At 35.7% G+C, this 15,134-nt stretch carries 8 protein-coding genes; 3 read left to right on the top strand and 5 right to left on the bottom strand.

What is annotated here, in order from left to right; genetic code table 11:
• Positions 1-705: 705 nt before the first annotated feature.
• From ACT3RM_RS13540 to ACT3RM_RS13530, 3 genes are all read right to left on the bottom strand, one after another.
• Positions 706-3,849, bottom strand: a complete 3,144-nt coding sequence (locus ACT3RM_RS13540; RefSeq protein ID WP_441995109.1) for a DEAD/DEAH box helicase — start codon at positions 3,847-3,849, stop codon at positions 706-708.
• A 414-nt stretch (positions 3,850-4,263) separates the two neighbouring features.
• The gene (locus tag ACT3RM_RS13535; protein ID WP_441835703.1) at positions 4,264-5,226 is read right to left on the bottom strand and encodes a transcriptional regulator; all 963 of its coding nucleotides are present in this window, start codon (positions 5,224-5,226) and stop codon (positions 4,264-4,266) included.
• Between the two features lie 14 nt (positions 5,227-5,240).
• Positions 5,241-6,479: an AAA family ATPase gene (locus ACT3RM_RS13530; RefSeq protein WP_441835702.1), complete on the bottom strand. Its 1,239-nt coding sequence runs from the start codon at positions 6,477-6,479 to the stop codon at positions 5,241-5,243.
• Positions 6,480-7,257: 778 nt separating this feature from the next.
• On the opposite strand from ACT3RM_RS13530, the gene ACT3RM_RS13525 reads away from it, so the two are divergent.
• Complete coding sequence (locus tag ACT3RM_RS13525) at positions 7,258-8,478, top strand: replication protein A (RefSeq protein WP_441835701.1); 1,221 nt, start codon at positions 7,258-7,260, stop codon at positions 8,476-8,478.
• A 118-nt stretch (positions 8,479-8,596) separates the two neighbouring features.
• On the opposite strand, the gene ACT3RM_RS13520 is transcribed toward ACT3RM_RS13525, so the two are convergent.
• Positions 8,597-9,472, bottom strand: coding sequence for a DNA replication terminus site-binding protein (locus ACT3RM_RS13520; RefSeq protein ID WP_441995110.1), 876 nt, complete (start codon positions 9,470-9,472; stop codon positions 8,597-8,599).
• Between the two features lie 640 nt (positions 9,473-10,112).
• On the opposite strand from ACT3RM_RS13520, the gene ACT3RM_RS13515 reads away from it, so the two are divergent.
• Positions 10,113-11,462 carry a class II 3-deoxy-7-phosphoheptulonate synthase gene (locus tag ACT3RM_RS13515; protein WP_441835699.1) on the top strand — a complete coding sequence of 450 codons (1,350 nt, stop codon included), beginning with the start codon at positions 10,113-10,115 and terminating at the stop codon, positions 11,460-11,462.
• Between the two features lie 64 nt (positions 11,463-11,526).
• On the opposite strand, the gene ppsR is transcribed toward ACT3RM_RS13515, so the two are convergent.
• Positions 11,527-12,336, bottom strand: a complete 810-nt coding sequence (gene ppsR, locus ACT3RM_RS13510; RefSeq protein WP_441835698.1) for a posphoenolpyruvate synthetase regulatory kinase/phosphorylase PpsR — start codon at positions 12,334-12,336, stop codon at positions 11,527-11,529.
• Between the two features lie 153 nt (positions 12,337-12,489).
• Between ppsR and ppsA the strand changes: the two genes are divergently transcribed.
• Positions 12,490-14,865 carry a phosphoenolpyruvate synthase gene (gene ppsA, locus ACT3RM_RS13505; protein ID WP_441835697.1) on the top strand — a complete coding sequence of 792 codons (2,376 nt, stop codon included), beginning with the start codon at positions 12,490-12,492 and terminating at the stop codon, positions 14,863-14,865.
• Positions 14,866-15,134: the final 269 nt, after the last annotated feature.

The raw sequence follows: 15,134 nt of genomic DNA, 5'->3' as shown, positions 1-15,134 counted from the left end.
AGGCTCAATCATTACTAAATTCAGTAACCAAACAGGGAAATCAACATGATGCTTATCGTAAACTGTAATTTAACAACAAGCATAATAGTAGACGCTACTTTTTAAACTTAGTTCAAAAATAATTCAGCGAATAAAAATACAAAGCTATGGCTAAGTTATAGGCATAAAAAAAGCCAGCTCAATATGAGCAGGCTCAATCATTACTAAATTAAGTAACCAAACACGGAAATCAACATGATGCTTATCGTAAACTGCAATTTAACAACAAGCATAATAATAGACGCCACTTTTTAAACTTAGTTCAAAAATATTTAAAAATAATTCAGCGAATAAAAATACAAAGCTATGGCTAAGTTGTAGGCATAAAAAAAGCCAGCTCAATATGAGCTGGCTCAATCATTACTAAATTTAGTAACCAAATAGGGAAATCAACATGATGCTTATCGTAAACTGCAATTTAACAACAAGCATAATAGTAGACGTCACTTTTTAAACTTAGTTCAAAAAATATTTAAAAATGATTCAACAAATAAAAAGACAAGGCTATAGCTAAATTATAGGCATAAAAAAGCCAGCTCTATATGAGCTGGCTCAATCATTACTAAATTTAGTAACCAAATTGAAAATCAACAAGGTACTTACTTTTAACTTTGGCTTAACAACAAACATAATAGTAGATGCTGGTTCTTTAACTTATCTAAGAACTTAACCTTTTAATAAAGAAAGCATTTGTTCCTCATTGAAATCATTAAAATTCATAACCTTATCGGTAAATAAAACATCAGCAAGTGCTTGTTTATTTTGCTGCATTCTAAATACCTTTTGCTCGATAGAATTATTCATCATTAATTTATAAACAAAAACAGGGTTTGTTTGGCCAATTCGATAAGCGCGATCAGTGGCTTGATTTTCAACAGCAGGGTTCCACCATGGGTCAAAGTGGATCACGGTATCGGCCTGCGTTAAATTAAGTCCAGTACCGCCAGCTTTGAGGCTTATTAAAAATATAGATGTTTGGCCGCTGGTGAACTCACTAATCACTTTATCCCGATGGCGGGTTTGCCCGGTAAGTAGACTAAAATCAATTTCTTGTGCTTTTAAGCGTTCTGCTATTAACGCCAATGCTTTAGTAAACTGACTAAATATTATCACTTTTTTGTCTGTACTTAACATTCTAGGAAGGTGAGAAGAAAGCCACTCTAACTTAGCGCTATCTGCTGAGCTTTGAGAATCGACAAGCTTTGGATGGCAACATACTTGTCTAAGTTTTAATAGGGCCTCTAGAAAAGCTAATTTGCTTTTATTAACGCCTTGCTCTGTAAATAAGTTAACTAATTTTTTTTCAAGTGACTGGGCAATTTCTGAATACATTTTTTGTTGTTTGACAGTAAATTCAAATTCTTTAATAAGTTCTGTTTTTTGCGGAAGTTCTTTAACGACTTGCGCTTTGGTGCGCCTTAATATGAAAGGTAAAATAAGGGTTTTTAATTGAGCCGCTTTTTCTGAGTCTTGCTGTTTTTCAATTGGGACTTGGAAGTGTTGTTTAAAATGACTCGGCGTTCCAAGTAAGTTCGGCATAGCAAAATCGAGTAATGACTTTAGTTCAAATAAGTTATTTTCAATTGGTGTACCACTTAAACACAATTTAAAATCAGCATTTAAACGTTTAACTAAGCGCGAAACTTGCGCCGTTTCGTTTTTTATATACTGTGCTTCGTCTAATATTATATTTTCAAAATACAAAGGCGAGTAATAGGCTATATCACGTTTTAAAAGCGGGTAGGTGGTAATAATACAATTTGCATGAGCCAGTTGCTGTAATTGTTCAACTCTGGCGGCACCAAAAATGGTGGTGACTTTAAGGTTTTCACTAAACTTATTGATTTCACTTTGCCAGTTGCCTACTAAGGTCGTAGGGCAGACAATCAAAGATGGACCTGCTTGTTGGAACTGAACTTGATCAGCTAAAAAAGCAATTACCTGAAGCGTTTTCCCAAGCCCCATATCATCAGCGAGTATACCGCCCAACTGATGCCGCTTTAAAAAACTTAACCACGCAATACCTTGTTGTTGATACTCCCTTAATTGAACATCATGTTTTAAACCATATTGCGTAATAGTCCGTGTTTGGTGTTTTTGTTCAGTAATTTCATTAAAATAACGTTTAAGTTTATCATCAGTAAAGTAGCTATTAATGGCTTCAAAGCTTAACAACTCTTGTAAGTACGATACTGGGAAAATGAACTCACTTCGGGTTTTAATAAATTCAAACTGATCTTTAAACTGCTGCAACAAGTAAAAGGCGCGTTTAGTAATTACAGTAAAGCCATGCCCTTGTGGGAAATAATAAAATAATTCGCTTTGTCTATTCAATGAATGATAAAAGTTATTATCATTATTAAAAACACCCGACCCCACATTCTTTTGGATCATTATTTTACCAACTACTTGATGGCCTTTCCCTCGTTTTAATTCAAGCTCTACAGGTTTAACGACGTGATTGGATATTGGCTGGAGTATATTTACTTGCCATCCATGATCTTTGAGTTGTGGGATAATTTCATTATTGAACCAATGATTGTATGCACCTGTTTGTTTATTAAATAAAAACTCATTTTGTAAAGGGGCTTTACACTGCTCAAATCCAATATTTACTAACTCGTTCGTAACCGTATTTTCAAGAGCCGTATTTATTAATTCAGCAGGGGCAGTGCCAAGCTCAAACGATTGATTACTATAATTAAATAATACCTTAAGCAAAATAGTCCCTTGAGTAGATGATACATTCAATATAACCGGCGATTTAATTGAATTTGTTATCTGCTTATTATGAGGGTGTGGGATTAGCTCAGGGCCAAAATTATCTGCTAACTGTTTATAAATACGGTCAAAGTTAGTGTCATGCAAACTCGGCATCGCTTTTAAATGGCTAATTTCGTTACTACTAAGTGGAGTGCGAATACGGCCTATTTTTAAATTTTCAAAATCAAAATAGGTTGGTGGGGTGGTGTGTATAAGTACCCATTGTTTAGCTTCATCAAGCTGCATATTTAAACTAGTTAGCTTTTTATTATGTTGCCAACTAAATGTTAAAGCTTGGGTATTATGTGCTTTTATAGGCTCTCTTGAGCGCTGAAAAAAGAGTCTTTGTGTAGCAATAAGTTGTTGTAAAGCATCAAACCCCCATTGCCCCTGAAGTGTTAAGCTACCAATGGTATTTTGTGAACGGATCCAGGTATACAGCCTAAAGTCAGTTTCTAATAAATTAGCAGGAGTTACAAAACTATTGAGCTGTTGATCCGTTAAATTTCGCCCCAGAGTGTAATTATGGTTGCTACTTTTATTAGCTACTTTAGGGGTTAATATTAATTTACCATGCTCAATGTCTAATACAAATAATAAAACTTGCTGAGCATCTGAGTTTTGTTGCTGCTTAATACTACTTAATTCTCTGAGCCAGTCATTAATAAAGTAGTCTTCACCGTAGCTGCCCGAATGCTCTACTTTTAGCTTTAGTAGCACAGCTGCAATATGTCTGCATTTTGTTTTTGCGTTGCAAGAACAGTGGCTATCCACAGAGTAACCAGTAGGTAACTTAGTGATCTCGATGTGTTGAGTGTATGTACTTCCTGTATTAGTTAATATCGATGCATCAATGACTGAAAAATCGCGATTATGCTCAAGCCAATTAATTTGCCCACTAAGAAGATACTGTTTTGCTTTTTCTAAGACTCGGGGTGTAAAAAGCTTTTTAATAAAACGATCAGAAAGTTGAAACTGAGTTGCTTGCTCTTGTTTTATTTCTTCAAAAATTGTCAGTAAATCTGTTTTTGATAAGTTAGCAGACATTGTGCTTTATGCAGTCATATTAAAAAAATAATTAAACCAGTATATGGTTTTTAAGTCCTGAGCTAAAGCAATTATAAAAACAATATAACTGGTAAGATCTGCGGACTTAGTAAAAAATCGGTTTATAGCAAATAGCTAGAAAAAAATGAGGTTAACAACAACAAGCCCACAAGTTATAAACAACTTAACAACAAAAAAGGGGCGTTACAGATCAGTTTTTTACCAGCTAGTTAGAAAAAGAAGGAAGTTGAATTGGAAAGGGGCTATAAGTTAGTAAAAATGTGATCTGTGCGGCAAAATAAGCCTATATATGATGGATATTATATGAGAGAGATCACAATTTTACTAACTTACTCCTTACTTAGATCAGCTTTTTACTAAGTAATTTAACTTTATGGATCAGTATTATATCAACTAGTTAAAACCATTAAGTAATTTAGTTAATTGCTCTAAACGCTTGTCAGTCATGACTTTATTATCAATTTTAATTGAAACGTCACCACTTTTAAGATTGCGTTGAACGGTAATAAAGTTATTTTCTAATACTGCTTCGCGACGTGGCTGCCCAGCAGGTTCTGTTGTTAAGCGTTTTGTAATGACTGTAGAACGTTTTTCATCACTAGTAATAAGTGATAACTCTTCATTTTGAGCAAGTTCATCAACTAACGCCATAAACGCTTTAGGGTCACGCTCCTTGGCACTAATAAGCTTTTTGGCGACTTCACGACCTACGTGGTTAGCGGTGGGATAAAGTGCTAGAACTGTTGCAGGAATATTTTCATGAGCTTTAATCGCATCAGCAATAGCGGTGTGAGAAACCCCTTCTAAATGTGCAACCTCGCGATAAGAACCTTTCTTACCTTTAGCGATCAGTTCTTGCTTAGTTTGCTGATAGGCTTGCCCTAATTCCCATAAGCTTGGAGCGATGTACTGATCAGATGAAACTGCTAAAATTTTGGCGTCTTGATCAGTAAAATCACTTGAACTAAGTACCAAGTAATCTGCATTACTTAAAATACATGCCTTACGACGGCGCGAACCTGCAAGTACAAGCATCTCATTGCCATTATCCCAACATAGGGCTGGATGTTGGTTACGACCATCTTCAGCAATTGCAGGAAGAATATCAGAGACTGATTTTTCATTAAGTAATGATTGCACACGTCGGTTTTTGCCATATACAGACGTAGTCGTTTCAATATCAGCAGATGGGACCACTTTGCAAACTAGTGTAATTTGGCGATTTGGATCACTCGGTGCAGGCATGCTTATTACATCACCAGCATTTGCTTTTTCAAGTAATGCATCAAGACTACTATTTTCAATATCCGTTGCGAAAGGGTCTAAGCGGGTATCATTTTTACGTTTTTTAGCCATTATTATAAACTACCTTACTTAGCATTATTTAGTTGAGATTGTGTTGAAACCCAATTTGAACGCATCAGCATTTCGAGTTCATCAACCACATCTTTTATATTTTCTTGGGCACGCATTAAAGATTCTCTGCTAGCTAAACTATCAGATGTTTTTTGATCAAATATAGTATTAAACGATGATGAACTAGCTGTAATTGCAGAACTATGATTTATTGGGTAGCTCATAACTTGACGGCCAAAAGCACTGCGTACATCCTTTACAATGTCACGTTGTGAGTGATTGCCTTTTACATAATTTGTTACTAGAAATTGCATGAAGTCCCATCCTTCATGACCTAAAGCAGCCACTGTATGATAGATTTCTCCAAGACGTTTTAAATATTTATTATTAGCATCAAAATCAACAGCTTCAGGATGAACTGGAATTAACATTGCAGTTGAAGCCATTAATGCGTTATAAAACAAAAAGTTAAGTGAAGGTGCTGTATCAATTAAAATAATATCAAATTGATCTTGTACTGGTTCTATAACTTTTTCTAGCAATTTGTGGTAATGCCTGGTTTTATCATAACTCGAACTATCTTTTAACAGAGTTGCTGTCTCATGCTCAAAGTAAAAATCATCCATACCTGAAGGAAGAATACGAATATTAGGTATGTGAGTAGGCAAAAACGAATTAGTAACAAGATCTGGCCATGTTTCATCCGAATCAAGTTCGATGCAATCGCGCATCAAGTCACCAACGGTTATTGGTTCAGGTTCACTGGCGGGAAAGAAACTAGAAGATGAACCCTGTGGATCCAAATCAATAATACCAATGCGATAACGTTTAATATTTGTTGTTGCAAGTGCTGCTGCAATATTAACCATACTAGTTGTTTTACCACAGCCACCTTTTAATGAATTAATCACAATAACTTGTAATTTATCATCAGTGGTACGATGGTCTGGCTTAATATCCATAATATCTGCCATGGCAAAGATATTAACTAGTGTATAAGCATAATGCCCATTTGCGCCTCTTTTGATATCTAGATTATCAAAATCACCGTTATCATGGCGACGTTTTAAAGTACGATTATTGCAACCTAGAAGATCTGCTGCTGCTTTTTGGGTATATGTTCTTAATTCTTTTTCATCAGATTTTAAATGGGCACGGTAATGTTGAATTCGACCCTCTAATGATTTTTCAGCAACTTCAGCCGTTGCCTTTAGAAGGCGATAGGTATCTAGTGCACTATTATTAATTGACATACTTTATTCCTCAAAGTTAGGCTTCAAGTATAATGTCCATTCAAATAACTGTAAACAACTATTTATAGCGACATCGCTTTTATTTGTAATCATAATTAAAAGTCGGTAATAAAATTTAATATTGCTTAGTATAATTAATAAGATTAAGTATGGTTAAGTATATAGGTAGTAAAGGTTAAGAGTTAAATTAAAGTACTTAAACTACTGATTTTTAGAGATAAATTTTATTTTGTTAGATCATGATTATACTTGGTTAAGATCCGATCTTTTCTAACTCCTAGATCGAGATATTACTAACGCTAAAAAAAAATAGTAAGTTATACACAGCTTAAGCACAGATGTATGCACTAAAAGACTGCTTGAGATCAGTTTTTTACTAAGATAATTAGAAAGTTATGCACTTATAAGTTACTTTAAAGAGTGATTAAATTAGTAAGGATCAGATCTTTAGTAAGTACAGATCAGATCTATTAGCACTAAGTAATCATTTATCCACAAGGATAATTAAGAAAATGTAAATTGTCGTGTTTTTTTTAAAAAAATTAAATATCACAGGACATTAGTTGCTATAATTTAAAACTGAGTTAGTAAAATTTAGCTTTATAAGAACTTAGTTAGTAAAAATATGATCTGAAAATAGTTAAAGTAACGATTGCTTAGTAAAATAATGATCCGCTCCTTTTATTTAATCTGAGATCAGTTTTATACTAACTTAATCAGTTAACTTTTTTCATTTTATGTGTTGTTATAAGATGTCACAACAAAATTGGAAAAAATAATGAGCCGAAAGGTTAACATCTCAGTAGATAACTTACCTGATACATTAAGGGGTCAGATCCACGGGGTGGAAAGTGCAATCGATAATGAAAGTCTTGCACTGTTTACAGATAATAAAGATGTGCGCGTATCAATAGAAAACGTGGCTCATGGGTTACGTGCTTATTCAAATACCTTCAATCATTATGATTTATGGGGGCGTTTTGTTCGTTCTGGGCATAAAAAACTCCCTTTAGAAGAAGCCCCTAAAAAAACAATAATAACTCGCAAAATTTCTGAGAAAGTCGATGGAATTCTTTATGATGGTGAAATTAAGATAACGCCTGCGGTTGTCAGTTCGCGAAAAGATGGTGAAGATGTTGAGTATTTAGTATGGCCATCTGATAGAGAAGAAAAAGTTGAACGAGCGCTTATTCGTTTAGCATCAAAAGGAAAAATTGTAAAAATTAACTTTAAGTCTGGAATTCAGTACGCTGTTGTTTTTTCAATGAATGAATTAGCACAAGAGCTTAAAGCTGTTGGTCAATCTATGCCATACCCACAGATAAAAGAATCTTTAGAAGCATTACAAGGTTCAAAGCTTTCATTTAAATATTCTGCTACTGATACTAAAAATACAAATATTGATGATTCATTTTATGAGTCAAACATGAATTTTTTATCATCACTACATTTTAGCGGTAAAAAAGGGCAGGGCGGCAATGTAAAATGTGTTGCGTGTTTAAATGCATTTGTCCATAACATGATTGATAATCTAGAGTATAAAGGTTATTACTTTAATAGTGCGCAAGAATTAAAACGCGGATTATCTCGTTGGATGATGTTGCGACTTTATCATCTTTGGCGTTATGCAGCACCGGGGAAAACATACCACTTTCGATTACTCTCAATAATGGAAAAGTATGGTTCAATTTACTCAACTGATGATATAACTGAGAATAAATTAAAAGCATTACGTCGTGACATGACGACAACAATGAAAGATTTAATTGAAAAAGGTGCTATCTCTGAATATAACATTACTAATGTAAAAGATGATAAAACAGGAAATATTGTTGATTACACTTATGAAATGTATCCCTCTGATCAATTCTGTGATGAAATTCTGACACTTAATAAGCACAATAAGCGAATTGAAATCCAAGGTGGGAAACGGATTATTGAGAATGCTGTGTTAATTGATGAAGATAAGTTAGAAGAGATTGTTGAAGATAGTAATTAAATAACAGAAGGCTTATATCTATTTATAAGTCTTCAATTATTTTGTTCTAGTGCGTTATAGATTCAGCTTTGTGAAGTAAATCCCTTAATGAATAACATTCTCACCCATTTAACATAATCTATTTATCTATTTGTTCCAAATAAAGTCTATCAATGAGGTAATCATATTCTCGTTTACGTGGATGACTTTGTGGTTTTATATAATCTGACAATCTGCCTATTTTAACATCTGGTTCTGGGTTAATTAAAATAAATGGTAATGCGGCACTAACATGATATCGGTTTGTTGCTGTATATCGTATATTTACTTGTGGGCTCACTCTGGTTGGCCGACGAATTCGTAGCTTTTCTTTTTCTGGTAAACTCGCAACACGCCTTTGCTCTTGTGCGACAAGCGACTGCCAATTATGTTGATCAATTATTCGTGGGTTAGAATAATTAGCTGATTTTTCGAGCATAGCCAATGCCATCTTCTTTGTAAGGGTTTTTGTTGCGTGTTTATGCATCCATGTAAATCTTAATGAAAAAGGGGAGTCGGTTTCAAAATGCACTTTACGATAAGCTGCTAATGTAATTAAACTAGGAACTGCATTATGAACGGCTTCAAAACGTGCATTGTTATTATCAATAGATAAAACACATTCTTTAAATGCAGCTTTAGCTTTATTAAGCTGATGTATTCGGGCTGTGAGTGCCTTTTTATCAGCATTTTTTAATATTAATATTCCAGGGTGACGTTTTAAAACACGACTACTTAATCCAGGTTTTTTATAAATATCAGTATAGGCTTTTAAAATAGATTTTTGAGCTACTTCACCAGATAACCTTGTAGTTTCAATTATACTTGGTATGTTTTTTTCATCATTACTATTTATATCAGGTAACTGGTAATAGTGTGCACTGGAATACTCATACTCACTGATATCGTCTATAAATAATTGAGTCAGATCATTTAATAAATCGAACTGACTACGAATTTGAACTTTTCCAACCATAAGAACACATCATACCATTTTTAAGGATGATGAATATCTTAACATGATCCTAATCAGGCACAAGCTAACTGATTACTTTTATTAAATTTCACTCTGTTGCTAAGTTCCAGAACATATTAATAATGTATGATGTGTTCTTTAGTTGGTGTGTTTGATCTTTCGATATAATAAATGACAGGGCACCAAATCTACTATTAGCTATTTTTTATTCTAGGTTGAATTGGCACTTATTTTGGAGCCATATAACTACATTAATGTCCGAAGGTGAGAGAAATCTTCATAACATTAAATATTTATCCTGGCTAGTTTTTGGTTACTTTTAGTTAAGTATTGCTGTAAAGTTTGGATTACACACATCACATTTTATAGTATGATGTGTTCTTTTACTTCTGTATATACATGTGATTTTTTAATAGTCTTTACTTAACCTTATTAACTTTACTTAAAGTATAATAATCATAGTGTTACTTAATTATTAGTTCAAAGCTTAATTATCGAATCATAAAGAAACACCTCAAAATCCACTATGGATTTTATCTCATTACTAAATAATTGATAATTATCGAATATAGTCCTTGAACCAGGGGGCTTGTTACGTTAATTTTCATATAAGCACTCAATGTAGGAATGAGGAATTAACATGCAGTCGTGGAACCCAAATAGCTGGAGAGATTACCCAATACTTCAGCAACCACAGTACCCAGATAAAGAAGTATTACAAACGGTCGAAAGCCAATTAAAAAGTGCACCACCTTTAGTTTTTGCAGAAGAAACTCGTAGCTTATTTAAGCAACTCGAGGATGTATGTGAAGGTCGTGCCTTTTTACTACAAGGTGGTGATTGCGCTGAATCATTTAGTGATTTTAATGCAGCCAATATCCGCGATACATTCAAAACACTATTACAAATGGCCGTAGTGCTAACTTATGGCGGTAAATGCCCAGTAGTTAAAATTGCACGTATGGCGGGCCAATACGCAAAGCCACGTTCAGCAGATATGGAAACCATTAATGGTGTATCATTACCATCTTATCGTGGTGACATCATTAATAACTTTGAATTTACTGAAGCTTCGCGCATACCTGATCCGCAACGCTTAATGACAGCTTATCATCATAGTGCAGCTACACTTAACTTACTACGCGCATTTGCCCAAGGTGGTCTTGCTGACTTGCATCAAGTGAATCGTTGGAATATGGGCTTTGTAGCTGCTAATCCACTTAAAGAAAAATACCAACAGCTTGCTGATAAAATTCAAGACGCTCTTGAATTTATGGAAGTGTGCGGTATCAATTCAACTATTGCGCCAAGCTTAAAAGAAACCGACTTATATACATCTCACGAAGCGTTATTACTCGGTTACGAAGAGGCACTTACTCGCCGCGACCATTTATCAGGCGACTGGTATGATTGCTCAGCTCACTTTGTTTGGATTGGTGAGCGCACTCGTCAACTAGACCACGCTCACATTGAGTTTTTTAAAGGTATTAAAAACCCAATAGGTGTTAAAGTGGGCCCAAGTATGGACCCAGATGAACTAATTCGTTTAATTGATGCGGTAAACCCAGATAATATTCCAGGTCGTATTACTTTAATTACGCGTATGGGCGCTGATGTACTCCCAGAAAAGCTACCAGCCTTAGTGCGTAAAGTACAACAAGAAGGCCGCAAGGTAATTTGGAGTTCAGATCCTATGCATGGCAATACTGAAAAAGCCAGCTCAGGGTACAAAACACGTAGCTTTGATAATATTTTACGTGAAATAAGCCAATTCTTCGCGGTTCATAAGTCTGAAGGATCGTACGCAGGTGGTGTTCACCTTGAAATGACGGGTCAACACGTAACAGAATGTACAGGGGGAGCCTACGGATTATCTGACGATGATTTAGCCCAGCGTTACCGTACACAATGTGATCCACGATTAAATGCAGATCAAGTACTAGAACTTGGTTTTTTAGTTGCTGACTTATTGAAAGATTCTCGTAAATAATATTTATTTATACTTAAAAAAGCCGCAAAAGCGGCTTTTTTTGTTTTTATTAATTTCACGTTAGCTAGTACTTACGTCGCACAAGATTTGTGTCTGAAATAATTTTAGCCGATATTTCTTCAACCGAATGATGTGTTGAATTTAAAAAAGCAAGCTTATGTTTTTTATAAAGCATTTCAACTTCTCTTACTTCAATACGACACTGCTTTAATGAAGCATATTTTGAGTTTGCCATGCGGCGCTGGCGAATATCAGCTAGGCGTACCGGGTCAATCGTTAAACCAAATAATTTATGTTTATAATCTACTAAACAAGTAGGTAACTTGCCGGTTTCTAAATCTTCCTCGGTAATTGGGTAATTGGCTGCTTTGATCCCATATTGCAATGCTAAATATAGGCTAGTAGGGGTTTTACCACTGCGACTAACGCCAATTAAAATGATATCAGCCTCAGAATAGTTTTTAATATTAGCACCGTCATCGTTTGTTAAGGCGTAGTTAACGGCATCAATTCTAAAGTCATAGTTTTTTTCATGCATTGAATGAGTTCGGTGCATTTTTGGTACGGGTGCAACAGCTAGTTCCTTTTCTATCAAACCACTATAAGTTGATAAAAAATCATAACTGACCGCACAGGATGAATTTATAATTTCACTTAATGAATGATTAACAAAGGTGTGAAAAACAAAGGGTTGTTCACCATCACGTTGCGCCGTTTTATCTATGAGGTTTTTTACTTTGTGCGCTTTTTCTTCAGTTTCAACAAATGGAATTGTCTTATGATTAAACTCAACAGGAAATAATGACAGTGTTGCATGGCCAAATACTTCTGAAGTAATCGCAGTACCGTCTGATATATAAAATGCCGTTCTCATATTTAACCTTTTTATTACTTTTATCTATAAAATAGGGGGCTTCACGGTTTACGTGAACAGTATTGCCAGTGTAGAATGAAGATGACCTTTTTAGAAGGTTTTCTTTCCTAACTCTCACAGTTATTACTACAATTTGTTTATGGAGAAAGATCCGTGCAAGAATACGTTCTCTGGTATCAAGAGCTTGGTATGCAAGATGTTCCTCGTGTTGGTGGTAAAAATGCCTCACTCGGAGAAATGATTTCAAACTTAGCTAACGCAGGTGTTCAAGTGCCTGGTGGTTTTGCAACAACCGCTGAGGCATTTAATGAATTTCTAGACCAATCTGGTCTCAATGCAAAAATTCACGATATATTAGACACGCTCGATGTCGATGATGTGAATACACTTGCCAAAGTCGGCGCTGAGATTCGTCAGTGGATTATCGACACCCCATTTCAACCTAACCTAGATAAAGCCATTCGCGAAGCATATACCCAATTACATGGTGATGCGGCAGCCGATGTTTCATTTGCAGTTCGCTCATCTGCAACAGCAGAAGATATGCCAGACGCTTCTTTTGCAGGTCAACAAGAAACCTTTTTGAATGTACGCGGCATCGATTCAGTAATGATCGCTATTAAGCATGTATTTGCTTCTTTATTTAATGACCGTGCAATTTCGTACCGTGTTCATCAAGGCTATGACCATCGTGGCGTTGCCTTATCGGCAGGTATTCAACGCATGGTACGTTCTGACAAATCAGCTTCTGGTGTTATGTTCAGCATTGATACTGAATCAGGCTTTGAAGATGTAGTATTTATTACATCAAGTTATGGTTTGGGTGAAATGGTGGTACAAGGTGCTGTAAATCCTGATGAATTTTATGTTCATAAACCAACATTAGCAAAAGCAAAGCCATCAGTCGTTCGTCGTAACATTGGCTCAAAAGCTATTCAAATGATTTACTCTGCTGATCAAGAGCACGGTAAGCAAGTTGAAATTGTTGACGTAGACAGCGCACTATCAAACAAGTTTTCTATTACCGATGCTGAAGTAGAAGAACTAGCAAAACAAGCTGTTATTATCGAAAAGCACTATGGTCGCGCGATGGATATCGAGTGGGCAAAAGACGGTAACGATGGAAAGCTTTACATTGTTCAAGCTCGACCAGAAACTGTACGATCTAACGAAGATACAAACGTTATGGAGCGTTTTCAGCTAAATGGTTCAAGCAATATTATTATTGAAGGGCGTGCTATCGGCCATAAGATAGGCTCAGGAGTTGTCCGTGTTCTTGATTCAATCGCTGAAATGGACCAGGTACAACAAGGTGATATTTTAGTCACCGACATGACAGACCCTGATTGGGAACCAATCATGAAACGTGCTGCGGCAATTGTTACAAACCGCGGTGGCCGTACTTGTCATGCGGCAATTATCGCCCGTGAGCTTGGTATTCCTGCTGTAGTGGGCTGTAGCAATGCAACTGATTTAATTAAAGCAGGTCGAGAAGTTACCGTATCGTGTGCTGAAGGCGACACGGGCTATATATATGAAGGGCAATTAGATTTTGAAATCATCACCTCGCGTGTTGACGAAATGCCTGAACTACCGATGAAAGTTATGATGAACGTGGGTAACCCCGATCGTGCATTCGACTTTGCTCGCTTGCCACACTCAGGTGTTGGGCTTGCCCGTTTAGAGTTTATCATCAACCGTATGATTGGTGTTCACCCTAAAGCACTTATTAATTTTGATGCTCAAAGTGAAGATTTGAAAGCTGAAATTACCGATATGATTGCCGGCTATGAATCTCCTGTTGAGTTTTACATTACTAAGCTCGTTGAAGGCATTTCAACATTAGGTTGCGCATTTGCACCTGAACGCGTAATTGTTCGTATGTCTGATTTTAAATCAAACGAGTATGCTAACCTTGTCGGCGGCCAACAATACGAACCGGATGAAGAAAACCCAATGATTGGTTTTCGTGGTGCTGCACGATACATTTCAGAATCTTTCCGCGATTGTTTTGCCCTTGAGTGTGAAGCAATAAAGCGTGTTCGTGATGAAATGGGAATGGCTAACATTGAGATCATGATCCCATTTGTTCGTACCCTCGAAGAAGGAAAACGTGTAATTGAATTACTTGAAGAGCATGGTCTTAAACGTGGCGAAAATGGCTTAAAAGTAATCATGATGTGTGAACTGCCTTCAAACGCATTACTTGCTGAAGAGTTTTTAGTACATTTTGACGGGTTTTCTATAGGCTCAAACGATTTAACTCAATTAACACTGGGTCTAGATCGTGACTCTGGCCTAATCGCACATTTATTTGATGAGCGTAATCCAGCAATCAAAAAACTATTGTCTATGGCAATCCAAACAGCTAAAACAAAAGGTAAGTATGTTGGTATTTGTGGTCAAGGTCCTTCTGATCATGAAGATTTTGCCGCATGGCTAGTAGAGCAGGGTATTGATTCTGTCTCACTTAATCCAGATACGGTGCTTGAAACTTGGTTATACCTTGCTAAGAAATTAGAAAAGTAGTTAAAGTACTCATCAACATCATATTTAAAATGCCAGCTCTTTGCTGGCATTTTTATATCTAAAATAAATTAATTTATCACGTAAAATGCCAATTTCCTCTACAATACAGAAGACTTTGTGAGCACTTTTGATAAAAAGCAATCTCTAACTTTAGGAGAATAAAATAAGACACAATAAAAATAGTCAACCTACTGATACATACCTAATAGAATTAGTGAACACTCAACATTATTTATTTCTACTTTTAAAACATCAATATTAATCATGCC

Source organism: Pseudoalteromonas sp. AOP7-A1-14, from assembly GCF_052376275.1.
Classification (GTDB): domain Bacteria; phylum Pseudomonadota; class Gammaproteobacteria; order Enterobacterales; family Alteromonadaceae; genus Pseudoalteromonas.
The sequence above is the reverse complement of the archived record's forward strand: the minus strand, read 5'-3'. Positions and strand labels throughout refer to the sequence as shown.